The following is a 17,551-nucleotide window of genomic DNA, read 5'->3' on the forward strand; positions in this document are numbered from 1 at the left end:
GCGCGGTATCGTAAAAAATATGCGGCTCTGGTTGTCGGCCTCATGGCTGATCCTGGTGGCCCTGATTGCCATTCTGGCGCCGTTGCTGGCACCGCATAACCCGCTTGAGCAAGACCTCATGCTCGAGCGTTTGCCGCCGATTGGTTTTTCGGGCTATGAAGCCGGCTATTTTCTGGGTACTGACAGCCTGGGTCGCGATGTCTTGTCACGCGTCATGTACGGGGCGCAAATTGCCCTGACGGTTGCCCTGATCGCTGCAACGGCAGCCTGCATTTTCGGGTCTGTATTGGGCTTGCTGGCGGGCTATTTTGGCGGCTGGGTTGATCGTGTGGTTTCCCGCCTGATTGAAATCTGGATGGCCTTTCCGCCCGTGCTGTTTTCCATTTTGTTGGTGGCGGTTCTGGGTGCCGGTCTGACGTCCGTGATTCTGGCGATTGCCATCATTGACTGGACACGTTTCGCTCGGGTGATTCGTGCCGAAACCATGGTGCAAAGCCGTATGGATTACGTGCAGTCAGCCCGTATCGGTGGTGCAACGCGCCTGGGTACGCTGGTGGGCGAGGTCGTGCCCAATGTGTTGCCCACCATCATTGCCTTGCTGTCACTTGAAATGGGGGTCGCTGTCATCGTCGAGGCGATTTTGAGTTTCGTCAATTTGTCGATCTCGTCCGACTCGCCAACCTGGGGGGCATGATTGCCGAGGGCCGTGCAACGATTCACTTTGCCTGGTGGGTGCTGGTTGTTCCGCTGATTGTCCTGTTCCTGACGGTGCTGTCCTTCAGCCAGTTGGGTGAAGGCCTGAAAGATCAATTCGACCCCTTGGCACGGTAAGTATCATGACCTCTGAAAAAAATGAATCAACACGATGATGTCCGTCAGCCTACACTGGAAGTCAAGGGGCTTAACGTGGCTTTGCGCGGTGGTCCGCGCTTGTTGCGCGATGTGTCGCTGACCGTTTATCCCGGCGAGGTACGTGCCCTGGTGGGCGAAAGCGGTGCCGGTAAAAGCATGATCGGCAAGGCCGTGCTGGGGGTACTGCCCACCAGCACTCAAATTACGTCAGGTCAGATCCTGCTGCAGGGCGAAGATCTGGGCAACCTGAGCCCGGCGCGGCGTCGTCAGACCGTGGCTTCGGTGGCCTCACTGATTCCGCAAGATCCGCTGACAGCCCTGAATCCGTCGCGACGTATCGGGGTGCAGATTACCGAACGTCTGGTCAAACGCCTGGGGTGGAGTTCTGCCGATGCCGAGGCCCGTGCCCTTGAGCTGCTCGATCGGGTGCGTATCCGTGATCCCAAACGTGTCCTGGTGTCGTATCCTCATGAGCTTTCGGGGGCATGCGTCAGCGGGTTCTGATTGCCGCAGCGTTTGCGCCACGGCCCAAACTGATTGTGGCTGACGAGCCGACCACGGCACTTGACGTTACAGTGCAAAAGCAGATTTTGCGCCTGATTCGCGAATTGCAGGCTGAATCAGGGACGGCGGTACTCTTTGTGACCCACGATATGGGTGTGGTGGCCAAGATCAGCCAGACCGTGACGGTGCTGTTTGCCGGGAAAATCATGGAAAGTGCGCCGACGCGCGATGTGTTCGCCAACCCGCAACACCCGTACACGCGTGCTCTTATTGGTGCCACTCCGCGCTATACCCACCCTGATGAGCCGCTTAAACCCGTGCCGCCAGAGCTTATTACTACGCTTAAAAGGAAATTGCCCTCGCTGATATGAACGGAGCTGCCCATGTCTGAACCCTTGTTTCAGGTCAAGGACCTGCGTCTTTCCTTGCCGGACATGTCGCGCAAGAAATTGTTCGGGCCCGCTCCTCGTATTGATATTCTCAAGGGTCTGACTTTTAATTTGCCCAAAGGCGAGATTGTCGGCATTGTGGGTGAAAGTGGTTCCGGCAAGTCCACCCTTGGGCGTGTTCTGGTGCGGCTGCTGTCGGCGTCCTCTGGTCAGGTACTGTTCAGGGGGCAAGATATCGGACGTTTGCCGGAAGAGCAGATCAAACCGTTGCGGCGTGATCTGCAAATGATTTTCCAGGATCCGATGTCATCACTGAATCCGCGCCATACGATCGGTCACATCGTTGCAGCGCCGATCGAGCGTTATGGTTTTCGTGATTCGAAAATGTTGGCCCTTGAGGCCCTGGAGCGGGTCGGCCTGCCCGGGGCGTTTGCGCAGCGATATCCCCATGAGTTATCGGGTGGGCAGCGTCAGCGTGTGGGTATTGCGCGGGCGATTGCATTGAATCCGGCGTTCATTCTGGCCGATGAAATTGTTTCGGGTCTCGATGTGTCTTCGCAGGCGCAGGTATTGGCCTTGTTGCAAGATCTTGCTGCCGACATGAATCTGACCATTGCATTCATCAGTCATGATTTGTCGGTCATACGTACGGTATGTTCACAAGTGATTGTGCTCAACCATGGCGAAATTGTGGATGCAGGCCCTTGCGAGCAGGTTTTCAATGCGCCGCAAAGCGAGATCACCCGAACCCTGATCGATGCGATCCCATTGCCCGAGCTTGATGACCACTGGCTGGAGCAAGTTGCATTGGATGAGGCCTGACACGTTTGAACGCTGCAGATCTGGTGCGGCCGACAGGCCGGGACATTGTCAGATTTGCTTGCATAGTAACTGTTCATGGTGCTGTGCGACAAAATGAAATCGGGGTAAGCTGAACGGGTATCATTCACCCGTTTGGCTTTTAGCCGTCCAGGTTACCCCATGTTCATTTTTCAGGGCACATCATGCTGGCCATAGACCTGGTCAAGAACGTCGCACTGCTGGTTGCACTGGTTGTGCTGTTTCAGGTCGCAATTCCCTATCGCGCGCGCAATGCCCGCGATGGCAGGGTAGTTTTCGGGGTTTTGCTGGGGCTGGGTGGCGTGGCCGTCATGCTGGCACCGGCCGACTATGGCAATGGCATCATTTTTGATGGTCGTACCATCTTGCTGTTTGTGGGGGCTGTCTTCGGCGGCCCTTGGGTGGCGGCCATCGGCGCCGCCATCATGGGCCTGTACCGCTGGTCACTGGGTGGCACCGGCGTGTGGGTTGGTTTGTCCACAATCGCCATGTCGGGTGTTGTCGGCAGCCTTTACCATGTCTGGCGGCTGCGCACTGGCGCACCCGTTTCTGCCTGGCAGGCCTGGTTGGGCGGGCTGGCGGTACACACCATCATGCTCCTCATGTTCCTGCTCTTGCCTGGCGGGGTGGGGTGGGGCATTATCAGGGAAATCTGGTTGACAGTCTTGCTGGCCTACCCGCTTGCCACCATGGTAGTTTGTCTGTTGTTTCAAGATTATGACGAGCGCGAGCGTTCCAGGGCGCGTCTTCACCGGTTGGCCTACTACGATGGCCTTACCGGGTTGCCCAATCGCCAGTTCATGCTGGGGTATTTGCAGCAGCAGCTCGAGGCGGCCGTTGTGGGTGCACGTTACGGGGCCTTGCTGCTTATCCATCTTGACAGGTTTTCCCGTTACAACGATGCGCGTGGCCATGATTTTGGCGATCGGCTGCTGGTGAAGGTGGCGCGGCGACTGCAAGTCTGTATAACCGAAAAGGCCGAGTTGGCGCATCTGACCGGCAGCGAGTTTCTGGTGCTGGCAGAAGCCTTGTTTGACACAAGGGCCGAGGCGGGCACAGAGGTTGCGGCATTATTGGCTCGCATACGCGAGACCATGAGACAGCCTTTTGATATTGATGGTATTCAGGTTTCGGTGTTGTCCAGTATCGGTATCAGTTATTTCCCCGTTTCTGAAACCGATACGGCGGGCGAGGTTTTGCGTCGCGCCGATACCGCGATGCATCGGGCCAAGGTCAGCGGGGGAATCGCAGCGTCGTTTACGAGCGTTCCATGTCAACGGTGGCCGAGCGCCAGTTCCATCTCGAGCGTGAGCTGCGAGCCGGAATTCCGGCCGGTCAGCTGCGTGCCTATCTGCAATCGCAGGTCGATGCCGCCGGACGGGTGGTTGGCGCCGAGGCGCTGGTACGCTGGGAGCACCCCGAGTTGGGTCTTGTATCACCGGCTTCATTCATCCCGTTGGCCGAGGAAACCGATCTTATCGTTGATGTCGGCAACTGGATGCTCGACCGCATTTGCACGTTGCAGGGGCAGGGCGCGTTTCCGGCGACGGAAGGCTTTCGGGTGTCCATAAATATCAGCCCCCGGCAATTCCATCAACATGATTTTGTCGAGCACGTTCAACAGACGCTGGCCCGAACCGGGGCGTCGCCCTCGGCGCTGACCTTCGAGGTTACCGAAAGCGTGTTGATCAATGATGTGAGTGATGTGATCCAGAAAATGAAGACACTCAGTACATTGGGGATTCATTTTTCGCTGGATGATTTCGGAACCGGGTATGCGTCTCTGACCTATGTTAAAGATTTGCCGATTCACGAACTGAAAATTGACAAGGCTTTTGTCCATGAGGCGCCGGTTAATGCAGACAGTGCAGCACTGGTCGAGTCGATACTGGCTGTTGCGCGCCACATGAAGTTGGTGGTGGTTGCAGAAGGGGTTGAAACCCGGGCGCAGGTTGACTTTTTACAGTCGCGTGGCCATGCGGTGGTGTACCAGGGGTATTTGTACGGGCGTCCGCAAGACGCATCAGGATGGCTCGAACAGGTGAAAAATCCCCCAGGTATCGCATGCGGCAATACCCGGAGGGGCCACGCCTGAATGCCGGGTCTATATCCGGCAGTTCGAGGCCAGCTTATTTCTGAGGTGCTTTGGTAAAGCGCAGGTACGGCAGCTTGATGTCAATGCTGCCGAATTTTTCTCTGGCCTGCTCATCCGATAAGCTCAGGGCCACGATAACGTCTTGGCCGGGTACCCAGTTTGCCGGCGTGGCAATGGGCACGCCATCGGTTGCCTGAATGGCGTCAAGGGCACGCAAGATTTCGGCAAAGTTTCGGCCGACCGACATGGGGTAAGACAGGGTCAGGCGGATTTTTTTGTCGGGGCCAATAATGAAAACGGTACGCACCGTGGCGCTGTCGGCCGGCGTGCGGCCATCCGGCAAGTAGGCATTGGCAGGCAGCATGTTGTACAGCTTTGATACCTCAAGCGAGGTGTCGTCAATAATCGGAAAGTCGGCCGGTGCGCCGGCGACGGCTTCGATGTCGCGCTTCCACTTCATGTGTTCTTCAACGCTGTCAACCGACACACCCATAACCTTGGTGTTGCGCTTCGCAAATTCGGGGGCCAACTGGGCAACGGCACCGAATTCTGTGGTGCAAACCGGGGTGAAGTCTTTGGGGTGCGAGAACAGGATGGCATAGCTGTCACCGATCCAGTCGTGCAGGGTCAGCTTGCCGGCGGTGGAGTCGACGGTGAAGTTCGGAGCAATATCGTTGATTCGTAATGACATGGTTTGTCCTCGGTTGGTTTATGTATTTGACACCATATGTCATTTAAGACATAATTACATTTTTGTGTCAAATAAATGACCGCTCGGCAATGCCGTGCGGGTTCCATACGCAAGATACCTCAATGTCAAAAAAATATTGACTCTGGTCAACAAGCCTTGATAGACGGGCTGTCGGTACTTACGCTCAAAGACATACGCAAGCGGTCCGGGCAGACGCAAGAAACCATGGCGCTGGCGTTGGGGGTGGGTCAAGACACCATTTCGCGTCTGGAAAAACGCAACGACATGTTGCTGTCAACCTTGCGGCATTACGTCGAAAGCATTGGCGGGAAACTGACGTTGGTGGTTACCTTCCCGGGTCAGTCGCCGGTGCAGATCGCGCATCACGAAGCAAAAAAGAGCAAGACGTCCCAGGTTTGATGTTGATGGCAGCCTCCTGCTCAATGCCGGTGTGCTGCTGAATGTTTTGCGTTGCCCGATGGCGGCGCCTGTTCAGAAAGAGCCATGCTACCAACCCCGTATTACCTTATCGACAAGGCAGCGCTGCTGCGTAACCTTGAAATTATCAACACGGTACGTCAGCAGTCCGGAGCCAAGGTACTGCTGGCCTTGAAGTGTTTTGCCACCTGGTCAGTGTTTGACACCATGCGTCCGTTCATGGATGGCACGACGTCGTCATCGCTTTACGAAGTGAAGCTCGGCCACCAGAAGTTCGGTGGCGAAACCCATGCGTACAGCGTGGCGTTTGCCGATCATGAAATTGCCGAGGTGGTGGCTCATTGCGACAAGATTATTTTTAATTCGCTCAGTCAGCTTGAACGTTTCGGTACGGCCGCCCAGGGCAAACCCGTTGGGGTGCGTCTTAACCCCGGGGTCAGTTGCGCCGGCTTCGATCTGGCAGATCCGGCCCGGCCCTTCAGCCGTTTGGGTGAATCCAGCCTTCAGAAGCTGCTTGAGGTGTCCGGGCAGATTTCCGGCGTAATGATTCACAATAATTGCGAGAACCGCGATTTTGCACGGTTCGACGCCTTGCTGGCCGATGTCGAGCAACGTTATGGTGAATTGCTCAAGCAGCTTGACTGGGTCAGTTTGGGTGGGGGCATCAGTTTTACCGCGCCGGGGTACCCGGTAGCCGAATTTTGTGCGCGTTTGCGCCGGTTTGCCGACACCTGGGGGTTCAGGTCTATCTTGAACCTGGTGAGGCCACTGTGCGGCATACCACCACGCTGGAAGTCAGCGTGCTGGATATCGGGTTCAACGGCAAGCCGCTGGCGGTTGTCGATAGTTCTACCGAAGCCCACATGCTTGATTTGCTTATTTATCGCGAAACAGCCCCATTGGGCGAGGGGCAGGGCGATCATGTGTACGAAATCTGCGGCAAAACCTGCCTGGCGGGTGACATTTTCGGCGAGGGTCGGTTCAGCAAACCCTTGACTGTTGGCGACCGCATATCGATTGGCGATGCGGGCGGCTATACGATGGTCAAGAAAAATTGGTTCAACGGCGTCACCATGCCGTCGATTGCAATCCGGGAAACTGACGGCACAGTGCGGCAGGTCCGGGACTTTTCCTACGACGACTACGTTGCCAGCCTGTCCTAGGGCAGTTGTGGCCACAGAGTCGGTGTGACAAATCATGCCTTCGGGCGTATTAAAAGAGAAAATCACATGAAACGTAACGTTCTCATCATTGGTGCCGGCGGGGTGGCCCAGGTGGTTGCACACAAGTGTGCCCAGAATAATGCGGTGCTTGGCGATATTCATATTGCGTCGCGCACCTTGTCAAAGTGTCACCGCATTATCGATTCCATTCATGCCAAGGGCAGTATGCGGGTTGACGGCGTACTTCAGGCGCATGCGCTGGATGCGACTGATGTCGAAGCCACCAAGTTCATCATCCGGGCGACACGCAGCCAGATCGTCATCAATGTGGGTTCGCCTTTTGTAAATATGTCGGTACTGCAGGCGTGCATCGAGACCGGTGCTGCCTATATGGATACGGCGATTCATGAAGATCCACGCAAGGTGTGCGAGACGCCGCCCTGGTATGCAAACTACGAATGGAAGCGTCGCGAAGCATGTGCCAAAGCCGGTATCACGGCTGTGCTGGGAATTGGTTTTGATCCGGGGTGGTCAATGCCTATGCACGTTATGCGATTGATCATCACTTCGATACCGTTGACTCCATTGATATCATCGACATCAATGCGGGCAGTCATGGTCGGTACTTTGCCACCAACTTTGATCCTGAAACCAATTTTCGTGAATTCACCTCAACGGTGTGGTCGTGGGAAAACGGGGCCTGGAAGGCTAACCAGATGTTCGAGCACCGGAAAGAATGGGATATGCCGGTGACCGGCAAGGGTGTTACCTATCTGACGGGACACGATGAACTGCATTCGATGTCGGCCAATCTGGGTGTACCCAATATCCGGTTCTGGATGGGTTTTGGCGACCATTACATTAATGTGTTCACGGTACTCAAGAATCTGGGCTTGCTGTCAGAGCAGCCCGTTCGTACGGCACGTGGCCAAGAGGTTGTTCCCCTTGAGGTCGTCAAGGCCGTGCTGCCCGATCCGGCTTCGCTCGCACCCGATTACACGGGCAAAACGTGCATTGGTGATCTGGTCAGAGGCACCTTGAATGGCCGTCCGCACGAGGTTCTGGTGTACAACGTCTGTGACCATGCCGAAAGCTACCACGAAGTGGGCAGTCAGGCCATATCGTATACCGCCGGTGTGCCTCCGGTAGCGGCGGCGCTGCTGATCGCCGACGGCACATGGGACGTCGCCCGGATGGTGAATGTCGAAGAGCTGGACCCGGCTCCGTTGATTGCGCGTATGAATACCATGGGGCTGGTCACCCGCATCAAGTATGGTGGCATTGATCAGGTACTTGAACCCTATGTTGCACCCGCAAAATCGTTTGCTACCGATGATGTTCTGGAAGACCTCAAGTACGGTTGACTGTTCAGGCGGCCATGGGAGTAATGCATGGCCAGCTGACAGTACACGTGAAAAGGCCCGGTACTGTAGTGGTACCGGGCCTTTTAACTTTGACAGCTAACAAACGGGCAATATGCCGCTGCAACGCGAGGGCCTCATGGTGAGCGGGCCCTAGCAGCGGCAACGGTTCAGTCGTCTTGAACGTTGTGACCCAGTGCGGCACGGGGTGCTGACCAGTTTTGCTGCCCGTGGCCTTCGTGCCCGATCTTGAAGACCGAAACCGAACGGTGCAATTCTGACGCTTGTTCGCGCAGGGCCTTAGTGGCCTCGGTGGTATCGCTCACCAGTGATACGTTTTTCTGGATCATTTCATCCATGGCCGTGATGGCCTGGTTGATCTGTTGCAGACCGATGGATTGCTCCTGGCTTGCGTTCGAGATTTCCTGAACCAGTGATGTCATGGCGTCGTTGTTCTGGACAATTTCGGACATGCGCTGGCCGGCATTCTCGACCTGGGCATTACCAATGGTGACCTTGTCGACCGAGTCGTTGATGAGGGTTTTGACTTCATTGGCCGCAGAGGATGAGCGCTGCGCCAGTGCGCGGACCTCTGAGGCAACGACGGCAAAGCCACGACCGGCCTCGCCGGCACGGGCGGCCTCAACGGCAGCATTCAGGGCCAGGATGTTGGTCTGGAAGGCGATGCTGTCGATGATGCCCACGATTTCGCTGATGCGCTCAGAGGATTCATTGATCTTGCGCATGGTCTCGACCACATCGTGAACGGCTGTACCCCCGCATGAGCAACCGTGGTGGCTTTCTGGGCCATGGTTTCGGCGGCTTTGGCATTACCGGCATTCTGCTGAACGGTGGCGGTCAGCTCTTCGGTGGCTGCCGACGTTTCAATCAGGGCAGCCGCCTGTTGTTCTGTACGATCGGCCAGCTGGACGGCTTCGTCAGCAACGTGCACCGATTCTTCGGCGATGGTATCGGCGCGGGCCTTGATCTGCGAGATCAGGTTTCGCAAGTTGTCTTGCATATCGCTCAACTGGGCCAGCAGGTGAGCCACTTCATCGCGTCCGTGCGGGTGAATATCGTGGGTCAGGTCGCCGTTTGCAATCCATTTGGCTGACTGGTTGGCAGCTGCCATGCCGTTACGCAGGCGGCGCAGGCTGAGGATCATGAAAACGGTCATGGGTACGGCACCCAGCAGTACAACCAGTGTGAACAGCAAAAGCGCCGTGTCAACGCGGGCAGCTGCTTCGTTGGCTTCGGTTTTGGCGCGTTGTGTCTGGTAGTCTTGCAAGGCTTTAAGCGCCTTGAGATTGGCCGCGCCTTCGGTGCGACCCGCCACCAGGAAAGCATTCATGACGGCAGGCGAGAAATCGTCTTTTTTAATGGCCTCGACGGCATCGTTGATTTTGGTGCGCCAGGCGTCACGGGCGTTTTTGGCGGCCTGTGTCAGGCGCAGCTCGTCACCCTCGGATACCATCTGGTCTATCTTTGACCATAATTCACCGGCTAACTTCTGGTTGTTGGCAATGACATCAAGGTGCATGGCGGTCGGGTGGTCATGCAGCGTGAAGAGCGCCCCTTTGGGGTCGTGCTGAAAGGCCAGCAAAACGTTCAGCCGTGAGTCATAGAAATTGGCGGTCAGTGCGCTAACCATTTCTGCGATTTGCATGCGGTGGTCGTGTACCTGGACCAGGCTATCGCGCCCTTTGATAAGGCCGGTCGTGCCGATGACCATGACAATAATGAAAATCAGCCAGTAAATGCCGACGACCAGCCACATGCGCAGGTTAAGGGTTAAGCGATCTAACATTTGTTGTATTCAGTAAAAGTTGGCGATATTGCAAGTTTAGTAAGTAATAGTGACCGTTGCACAGCACGATTTGAGGTCGGCTTGATTAAAGTCACTTAAACCTTAAGCCCTGCTGAATTTTCAGAGGTCATGTCGCTTAAAACTGACAGCGGCTGATGGAAAGGTTCTGCCCGGAGAGCACCGGCCCGGCTGGAAAGTGCTGGTGAGTGTAGCCCGGTGACTTACGGGTGTTAACCAGCCTTTTATGGGTGCAGTTCGGTATAAAAGCTGTCGTCGACCAGTGTTCTGGATACCGGGGCAAACAGGTCTTGCCACATACGATAGGGGTCGTCGAACACGTGTCCGGACAGTTCCCGATCACCCAGAACAGTTTGCAGGTAGGCCAGCGCACCGTCAATTGAGAAAATGTTTTCCGCGTAGAAAATTCGTGTACCCAGATTGGCTTTGTCCAGAGCCGAGGCGACGATGGCTGTTTCAAGGTTGTTGCGTCGTGGCGTCATGGGGCCGGTAACCACGGCGATTGCTGCTGCCCATTCTTCGGCGGTGACGTTGGCCTGGATCTGGTCCAGGGTTTTTTCATCTCACGCACATGCCGTTGTCCGGCGGAAATGACCAACGCGTCGATAACAGGGCGGGTCGATTGCAGTGTGGCCTTCACAACGTCCGGTGTGATCTGTCGCGTGGCAAGGGCCTGTCGGGTGGTCTGTTCAAGGGCTTCAAGCAGCAGGGTGATCTGCTGTTGCTCGGTGGTATCCAGCACTGTTTGTGTCAACGTGCCGCGCAGAGCCTCAAGGTTTGTCAGAAAGTGTTCGGCACGGTTCCAGCCGGCACCATCGCCTGCCTGTACTAGCTGCATCATCAGGCCATGAAAACCCAGGACCACATGCGAAATGCTTTTGATTTCGGTGTAATGGGTCAGAGTGACAGGATAGGTTTGCTGTTGTCGGCCACGTATGGCAGTAATGCCACTGTTCTGTACGACCAATACCAAAGGCTGGTTTTCCAGAACTTGCCTGGTGCGTTCCTGATACAGGCCCCGAAAGTTGGTATTCAGAGCCTCAAGACGCATGGCCGCGTTATCTGGCACATCACGTGCCAGGGTCGGCACGGGCGCTACCGTCAAAAAAATGGCAACGAGGGGCAGCCCTGCGGCCTGCCGGCAAAACCTGACGAAAAGACGCCCGATAGCCATGGTGCTTAGTCTTGACGGCTGGTCACTTCGACCAGGTGGTAACCGAATTGAGTCTTGACGGGGCCCTGTACAACGCCGACCGGCGCACTGAATACCACTTCATCAAACTCGCGAACCATCTGGCCACGGCCAAAAGTGCCCAGGTTGCCGCCGTCGCGCGATGACGGGCAGCGCGAGTTTTCTTTGGCGACCTGTGCGAAATCTGCGCCGTTTTCAATGGCTTGTTTAAGCTGGGTGCACTGGTCTTCGGTATCGACGAGGATATGGCGGGCTGAAGCTTGTGTCATGTTGGATTCCTGTAAACGTGGAAGTTGGCGGCACACGGGTATGCCATAAAAGGGTTGTGCAGGAAGTTTACATGACGTTGTCAGTTACCTGGTCAATAGAGCGGGCGTTGCCGTTGTGGTCGGCCAGGTTCCGGGCCGGATCGGCGGTGGCAATATCAACGCAAAAATCCGGGCCGCAGCGCCGGATCTTTTGCGTTATGGCGTGGGTTGAACGTCAGAAAGCCCAACGTACATTAAGGCGGCCGTCAATAGCCTTGTAGCCGTTACCTAAACGGCCATTGACATCAAAACCCAATGACAGTGTTTCAGAACGTTGCCATGTCAGGCCGGCCCCCAGCGAAGCGCTGTTGCGGGGCAGAATGGCATTTTTGGTGTCAAATGACTGGCCCGGCAGCGCGGCGAAACGAGCGGTCTGGACAACATTACGGTCTAGCCATTCGCGGTCCCAACTGGCGAACGCGTACGCATCCAGCGCACTGCCGTCATCAAGCGTGTGACGCCAGATGGCGTTAAGGCCAAGGCTTGAACGCAGGGCATCAACCGATTGGCGCTCCAGCGCAAGGCGGGTTGCCTTGTCACCAGACTCGTCCAGGCCGGGACGTGACGCACGACTATACGCCAGGCTGACAAAGGGTCCGGCCGACAGCGCCGGCGTCAATTGCCAACGATACCCGGTGCCGGCGTCCATTGAAACGCTCTTGCCGGTCCAGTCTGCGCCATGCGAGGCGCGGTAACTGCCCACCGATACGGTGCGGTTCATTTCGCCGCGCTCAAGGCCCAGACGAAGACCGCCGTGGGCATGAATGCCTGTGCGTTGATCGGGCTGATACTCAAGCAGAGCCCCCAGACCGAAAGCCGTTGATTTGCCTTTGCCCGTCAGAGGGTCGTCCAGTCTGACCGACTGTTCCGAGATGTCCAGATAAACCCCCGCCGATAGTGCGGGGTTGCTGTCCAGGGCCTTGCCCCCACCGATGACCAGACCGTAGGTCGTTGCGCGATAGCCTGTATGGGTGTCGCGTGTCTTTTGTTCGCCCTCGGCGCCGAAGACCTGGGCGAACCCCGTCCAGGTTGTGCCGGTCTGGCGCAGGCCCTGGCCAAAGCCTTGACGGGCTGTGCTCATGATGTCGCGGTCACGTTGCACTGACGCTGCCATCAGGGCGCTATACCCTCCGGGCGCTGCCTGTGTCAGGGTGCGAGTGACCTCTGAGCCATCGGCCGCAGAAAAATCCAGTGCGCTGAACAAATGTTGTGCCGATGGCGCGCCGGCGTCGGCCAGCGCCTGGAGAGTCCGGGCAACAGCCAGGTCATTGCTGTTGCCGGCATGACGGGTGTAGGCATTGCCGGGCCGTGTGGCAGTCAGACGCCAGCGCTGCCCGCCTTCGCTGCCGGCGGAGAAGCTCAGGGTTGGGGAGGTGGCGGCGACACGCACGGCATCAAAGTTGCCGTTAATTGAGGGGCCTCGATCAAGGAGCCGGTGGATACCGCCCAGGTGCTGGAGTACCAGTCGGGCTCTGCAGCAAGTTCGAGTGTACCGGCCAGGTCGACACGCCCGTTGACGGCGATGACGTCGTGTGTACCGGCAGCATCAAATTCGGCGTGCAGTCGGCCGGTGCTGGTCTGGCGGTAGTCACCGTTGATTGTCATGCGTCCGACCGAGTTGCCGGGAGCAATCGTGCCTGCGTTTTCAAGTGCGGTACCGGGCGTCAGGTCGAAGTGCGCGGTGCCCGAAAGGGTTGCAGAAGGTTGTACCGTCGCTCCATGTACGGCATGACGTCCGGTCAGACGGGTGTGACCGCCGTCGAAGGCCAGTGTCAGGTTGGTGCTGCCGCGAATGTTGCCCGCGTAGGCCATAGCGAAACCGGTGTCTGCCAGGGTGTTGCCTTGCCTTGAGCATCGGCCTTTTTCCCGAACGACAGGGTGGTCAGGCGCAAATTGCCATTTTCATCCCGTTCGTTGTAACGCGACACAATATCGCCTTCAATACGGGCTCCGTCCATCAGGTTGACCTGGCCAACGTAGGCATTGCCCGAAATGTAGATGGCCGCCTCGCGTCCGGCGATACGCCCGGAAATATCGGCCTGGCTGACCAGTGGCCCCTGCAGTTCAGGCAGAAGCGGGGCAGGGTCATTCGCGATGGTACGAATCCATGAGCCTCGGTGTTCAACAGCGTTGCTCAGTGCATTTGAGCCAAAGTCAAAGCGCAGGCCAACGCCGTTTTCGCCCAGGGCTTCGATATCGCCGCGGTGTATCAGGGTATGGTTGCGTCCGTAGGCAAACTGGATGCCTTGGCCGTAGCTGCCATTACCATGCAAGCGTACGCCTGGGTCGATGATCAGTGTATTGCCTTCGCCATCAACACGTACCCCGGTTCCGCCTGGCCCGGTGGCCAGCAGGTCGGCGTTTTGGCGTACCCGGTTATGGCTGCCGTAGATGTGCAGGCCCAGACCCAGTAAAGCGGTACTGTACTGGCCGGGCAGGTAGGCTGTGCCTTCGGCATTGCGGGCATAAAAGCCCTGTGTGTTCACAATGTCCAGGCCGTCACCGTAAATCGATCGGCCAAAGAATTTGGCCCGGTCAAGGGTGTAGCCGATATCTTGCACGACAGCCAGCTCGGCTTCCATGAAGGCGGTGTAGTTACGATAGTTCTGGTGGCTCATCATGCTGTTGCGCAGCTCGATGTGGCTCATGTAGTTGCGGTCAACTTCGGCATCATCCCCAAGCATTTTGACGGGTACGCCAGGCATCGCGCCCTGCATGACCTGCGTGATGTTCGGGCCTATCAGGTAAACGTCATCCCGGCGTGCGTCGAAGGCGTTCGGGTCGTAAGGGTTATAGCAACCTTCACACAAAATGGCTTGCCCCGGACGGGCAGGGCGACGGTTGTCGTCAACCAGCAGCCTGGCCCAGCTGTCCAGCCGATCCTCAAAATGAGGCTGGGGGTTGTCGAGTTCGTCGATAGGACGGCCGTCTGGCTCTTTGACCGAGTTGGCCAGGCCCAGGCCGTGGGCGATCTCGTGGATGGCAGTGTTGAAAACGTCATCTTTGCCGCTCAGGGGCGTCTGGCTGATGGTGTAGCGATCAGTGTAATCGCTTGGGCCCAGTCCAAAATAGCCGTGGGCGCCCCGCTCCAGATCTGCAGGATTGACCGATTGGCCCTGCAGGTTTTGCTGCATCAGGGAGTACGCTACCTGGGTACCGCTGGCCGTTGGTGAGCCTCCGAAGGCGTTGCCAGGTTCATCATCGGTGCCGATGTTGACGATGGTTGGCGGATTTGAGCCCTGCGGCTGGATGATTTCCGCCCAGTAGCCGATGCCCGCGAGAATATGGTCTTTGTAGATCGGGTTCCATGGCCAGGACGAACGGTTTGTCTCTGTGTAGGACCCATCATCCATATCGAAAAAGCGCACTTCAAATACGGTTTTCCTCCGTGCGTTTTCAACGGTACGGGTTTCAATAGCGTTGACGGCGACGTGGGGTGCGATCAGGCTTAGCGCGAGTGCTGTAGATAACGTTTTCAGTTTCATGATGACCAAGGCTGAAGTTTCTGGAGTGTGCCCGAATCAGCGATACGATGATCGTGCGGGCGGTTCTCGCCGCTTTTTGAAAGGGCATGGCTTGCGAGGCAGGCCTGACTGTTATAGAAAGTTTTTTCTGGCCTGAAACGGAATGTAAACAAAACGCCCCGAAGTCTCAAGGATTTTTTGATAAATGCGTATGCCCCCGCAACGGGCAAGAGCGGCACACATCCGGGGATGAGTTCAAGAGCCTTGGCGGAAGCGGTGAGGCCGCCACTCGCTTCCCTATAAATCCAATAAAATCAATTGATTAGTATGGGCTTCAGGTTGTCATTATGGCATGGTTTCGTGGCATATTTGGATGATTGTCCTTACCGGCATTACGCAATATGACAGAGCAATGCCTAATGAGGTCGATGTCCTGCTTTTCGGTCTTATTGCCTTACGCTGTACATCAGCGCTTGGCTGCTGCGGCGTAGACCGCATTGCGTTCGCGCTTTCCGATGGCGACAACGACGACAACGACCTCTGCATCGCGTACCTCGTAAACTAGCCGATAGCCACTCGATTTCAGTTTGATTTTGTAGCGGTCGGCATGACCGAACAGCTTGGCAGCGGGTACGCGCGGGTCTTGCATACGCTCAGTGAGTTTTTCTTTAATTGTTCGCGCAGCGTGCTGTCGAGCTTGTGCCACTCTTTCAAGGCCTCGTCTTTGAACTTCAGCCTATAGGTCATCCAGAGAGACCTCAATTTCTGCCTGGCTTTGGCGGGCATCGGCAATAGCGTTCAGCTCAAGGTCTTCCAGTCGGGTCAGCAGGGCTTCATAGGCCTTTGCAGGGACACAATAGAACGCAGGCTCGTTGCGGTTGAGGATGACAACAGGCGACCCTTCGCCCGCCGCCACGGTGCCCATGGGGTCGCGCTTGAGTTCAGAAATGCTTGCCGTCGTTTCTGCAAGAACAGTGTGAGCCATGTAGAAATCCTTCCTACGGTGCTATTAAAAGCACCTATGCTAGTTCTTTTAAAAGTATTTTTCAATGAGTATAACCACTAGAGAGGAAGGTGGGGCTCGACACCCCAATGCGGCCTGGGCCACCAGCCGGATGAGCGACGCTGCGCACAACTTTCAATAGCATCCTGAGTGTAATGACATACCGAATGGCATACTAAGAAAAATAGCCAACAAAAAAGCCCTTGATTTTCAAGGGCTTAAATGAGAATACTGGCGGAAGCGGTGAGATTCGAACTCACGAAGGGCGCAAACCCTTGCCGGTTTTCAAGACCGGTGCATTCAACCGCTCTGCCACGCTTCCATGCGTTTGCGATTGCAAGCCCGAAAGTGTAGCGTATGTCGTGTAAATTGTCACCTTGTATCGATGGTTGCATCGTAAACCCATCAATAAATTCAGGAGAACTCATCATGAAAGCGGTTGAAATCAGTCGGCCCGGTGGTCCCGAAGTCCTGGTGCTCACAGAGCGTCCTGTCCCTGAGCCTGGCCCGGGTGAAGTGTTGATCAAGGTGTCGGCCGCCGGGATCAACCGCCCGGACGTTTTCCAGCGCGCGGGTAATTACCCTCCGCCGCCAGGGGCTTCCGATCTTCCCGGGCTGGAAGTCGCGGGTGAAATTGTGGGTGGTGATCCCGCAGCAGGAGGATTCACCCTGGGTGACAAGGTGTGTGCGTTGGTTGCCGGTGGGGGCTATGCTGAATATTGTGTTGCGCCGGCGTTGCAATGCTTGCCCGTGCCGCGCGGTTTTACCGACATCGAAGCTGCGGGTTTGCCTGAAACGTTTTTTACGGTCTGGAGCAATGTGTTTGATCGCGGCCAGTTGAAGGCAGGTGAAGCCTTGCTGGTTCACGGAGGGGCCAGTGGTATTGGCACTACCGCTATCCAGCTGGCCGTGGCATTGGGGCATACAGTCTATGCCACCGCAGGGTCTGATGCTCGTGTCAAAGCGGTCGAGGCTCTGGGCGCAGCGAAGGGCATCAATTACCGTACCCAGGATTTTGTCGAAGAAATGCGCGTCCTGACTGAGGGGAGGGTGTGGATGTGATTCTGGATATGGTAGCCGGTGATTACATCGAGCGCGACTTGAAATGTCTGGCCGATGACGGCCGTGTGGTGATTATCGCGTTGCTGGGTGGTCCCAAGGGTACGGTTGATTTTAATCAGGTGCTGCGCCGTCGCCTCACAATTACGGGTTCAACCCTGCGCCCGCGCCCGGTAGGCTTCAAGGCAGCCATTGCAGCGGCTTTGCAAGAGAGGGTTTGGCCCCTGCTTGAATCGGGAGAACTGCGTCCGGTCGTGCACGCCACTTTCCCCTTGAGCAAGCGGCCCAGGCCCATGCCATGATGGAAGCTGGCGACCACGTAGGTAAAATCATTCTGACGGTTCAATAACTTGGCCGCTATACGGTC

The 17,551-nt window shown here is 56.6% G+C and carries 17 protein-coding genes, 1 tRNA gene and 5 pseudogenes; 11 read left to right on the top strand and 12 right to left on the bottom strand.

From position 1 onward, the window contains the following. Positions 1–19 precede the first annotated feature (19 nt). From N7E01_RS13085 to N7E01_RS13115, 7 genes and pseudogenes are all read left to right on the top strand, one after another. A complete protein-coding gene (locus N7E01_RS13085; protein WP_289173175.1) occupies positions 20–694 on the top strand; it encodes an ABC transporter permease in 675 nt (224 codons plus the stop codon). Then, the gene (locus N7E01_RS13090) at positions 691–831 is read left to right on the top strand and encodes a hypothetical protein (RefSeq protein ID WP_289173176.1); all 141 of its coding nucleotides are present in this window, start codon (positions 691–693) and stop codon (positions 829–831) included. Before N7E01_RS13085 ends, N7E01_RS13090 begins: the two co-directional genes overlap by 4 nt. A 21-nt stretch (positions 832–852) precedes the next feature. Next, positions 853–1,356 (top strand): ATP-binding cassette domain-containing protein, encoded by a 504-nt coding sequence (locus tag N7E01_RS13095; protein WP_289173177.1) that lies wholly within the window; start codon positions 853–855, stop codon positions 1,354–1,356. Further along, on the top strand, positions 1,338–1,727 hold the full coding sequence (locus N7E01_RS13100; RefSeq protein WP_289173178.1) for an ABC transporter ATP-binding protein: 390 nt from the start codon (positions 1,338–1,340) through the stop codon (positions 1,725–1,727). Before N7E01_RS13095 ends, N7E01_RS13100 begins: the two co-directional genes overlap by 19 nt. 12 nt (positions 1,728–1,739) lie before the next feature. Continuing rightward, entirely contained in the window at positions 1,740–2,567 is an 828-nt protein-coding gene (locus tag N7E01_RS13105) for an ABC transporter ATP-binding protein (RefSeq protein WP_289173179.1), read from the top strand. A gap of 182 nt (positions 2,568–2,749) precedes the next feature. After that, a pseudogene (locus N7E01_RS13110) lies at positions 2,750–3,814 on the top strand (diguanylate cyclase domain-containing protein); the annotation flags it as partial. A gap of 41 nt (positions 3,815–3,855) precedes the next feature. Then, positions 3,856–4,680, top strand: coding sequence for a putative bifunctional diguanylate cyclase/phosphodiesterase (locus tag N7E01_RS13115; protein WP_289173180.1), 825 nt, complete (start codon positions 3,856–3,858; stop codon positions 4,678–4,680). 34 nt (positions 4,681–4,714) lie between these two features. Here the strand turns inward: N7E01_RS13115 and N7E01_RS13120 are convergent, their stop codons facing one another. Next, positions 4,715–5,371, bottom strand: a complete 657-nt coding sequence (locus tag N7E01_RS13120) for a peroxiredoxin (RefSeq protein WP_289173181.1) — start codon at positions 5,369–5,371, stop codon at positions 4,715–4,717. 156 nt (positions 5,372–5,527) lie between these two features. Here N7E01_RS13120 and N7E01_RS13125 point away from each other — a divergent pair, with 156 nt between their 5' ends. The 3 genes and pseudogenes from N7E01_RS13125 (at position 5,528) to N7E01_RS13135 (ending at position 8,336) form a co-directional block, all read left to right on the top strand. Beyond that, complete coding sequence (locus tag N7E01_RS13125) at positions 5,528–5,791, top strand: helix-turn-helix domain-containing protein (protein ID WP_289173182.1); 264 nt, start codon at positions 5,528–5,530, stop codon at positions 5,789–5,791. A gap of 84 nt (positions 5,792–5,875) precedes the next feature. Further along, positions 5,876–6,972: pseudogene (locus N7E01_RS13130) on the top strand (carboxynorspermidine decarboxylase). Between the two features lie 66 nt (positions 6,973–7,038). Continuing rightward, a pseudogene (locus N7E01_RS13135) lies at positions 7,039–8,336 on the top strand (saccharopine dehydrogenase family protein). Positions 8,337–8,503: 167 nt separating this feature from the next. On the opposite strand, the gene N7E01_RS13140 reads toward N7E01_RS13135, so the two are convergent. From N7E01_RS13140 to N7E01_RS13190, 11 genes and pseudogenes are all read right to left on the bottom strand, one after another. Beyond that, positions 8,504–9,079, bottom strand: a complete 576-nt coding sequence (locus N7E01_RS13140) for a methyl-accepting chemotaxis protein (RefSeq protein WP_289173183.1) — start codon at positions 9,077–9,079, stop codon at positions 8,504–8,506. Further along, positions 8,989–10,140 carry a methyl-accepting chemotaxis protein gene (locus N7E01_RS13145; RefSeq protein WP_289173184.1) on the bottom strand — a complete coding sequence of 384 codons (1,152 nt, stop codon included), beginning with the start codon at positions 10,138–10,140 and terminating at the stop codon, positions 8,989–8,991. Before N7E01_RS13145 ends, N7E01_RS13140 begins: the two co-directional genes overlap by 91 nt. A gap of 242 nt (positions 10,141–10,382) precedes the next feature. Next, positions 10,383–10,640, bottom strand: a complete 258-nt coding sequence (locus N7E01_RS13150) for a hypothetical protein (protein ID WP_289173186.1) — start codon at positions 10,638–10,640, stop codon at positions 10,383–10,385. Next, complete coding sequence (locus N7E01_RS13155) at positions 10,637–11,248, bottom strand: hypothetical protein (protein ID WP_289173187.1); 612 nt, start codon at positions 11,246–11,248, stop codon at positions 10,637–10,639. The genes N7E01_RS13150 and N7E01_RS13155 overlap by 4 nt, the downstream gene beginning before the upstream one ends. A gap of 89 nt (positions 11,249–11,337) precedes the next feature. Continuing rightward, positions 11,338–11,619: a peptidylprolyl isomerase gene (locus tag N7E01_RS13160; protein ID WP_289173189.1), complete on the bottom strand. Its 282-nt coding sequence runs from the start codon at positions 11,617–11,619 to the stop codon at positions 11,338–11,340. A 214-nt stretch (positions 11,620–11,833) separates the two neighbouring features. Further along, positions 11,834–13,048 carry an autotransporter outer membrane beta-barrel domain-containing protein gene (locus N7E01_RS13165; RefSeq protein ID WP_289173190.1) on the bottom strand — a complete coding sequence of 405 codons (1,215 nt, stop codon included), beginning with the start codon at positions 13,046–13,048 and terminating at the stop codon, positions 11,834–11,836. Further along, positions 13,018–13,470: a hypothetical protein gene (locus N7E01_RS13170; protein ID WP_289173192.1), complete on the bottom strand. Its 453-nt coding sequence runs from the start codon at positions 13,468–13,470 to the stop codon at positions 13,018–13,020. Before N7E01_RS13170 ends, N7E01_RS13165 begins: the two co-directional genes overlap by 31 nt. Continuing rightward, positions 13,431–15,143 (bottom strand): hypothetical protein, encoded by a 1,713-nt coding sequence (locus N7E01_RS13175; protein WP_289173194.1) that lies wholly within the window; start codon positions 15,141–15,143, stop codon positions 13,431–13,433. The genes N7E01_RS13170 and N7E01_RS13175 overlap by 40 nt, the downstream gene beginning before the upstream one ends. A 445-nt stretch (positions 15,144–15,588) precedes the next feature. Then, a pseudogene (locus tag N7E01_RS13180) lies at positions 15,589–15,869 on the bottom strand (type II toxin-antitoxin system RelE family toxin). Continuing rightward, positions 15,859–16,107 (bottom strand): type II toxin-antitoxin system Phd/YefM family antitoxin, encoded by a 249-nt coding sequence (locus tag N7E01_RS13185; RefSeq protein ID WP_289173195.1) that lies wholly within the window; start codon positions 16,105–16,107, stop codon positions 15,859–15,861. Before N7E01_RS13185 ends, N7E01_RS13180 begins: the two are co-directional and overlap by 11 nt. A gap of 250 nt (positions 16,108–16,357) precedes the next feature. Next, a tRNA-Ser gene (locus N7E01_RS13190) sits at positions 16,358–16,447 on the bottom strand. A gap of 107 nt (positions 16,448–16,554) precedes the next feature. On the opposite strand from N7E01_RS13190, the pseudogene N7E01_RS13195 reads away from it, so the two are divergent. Next, positions 16,555–17,533 (top strand): annotated as a pseudogene (locus tag N7E01_RS13195) (NAD(P)H-quinone oxidoreductase). Positions 17,534–17,551: the final 18 nt, after the last annotated feature.

This window comes from Neopusillimonas aromaticivorans, assembly GCF_030344915.1.
GTDB lineage: Bacteria > Pseudomonadota > Gammaproteobacteria > Burkholderiales > Burkholderiaceae_B > Neopusillimonas > Neopusillimonas aromaticivorans.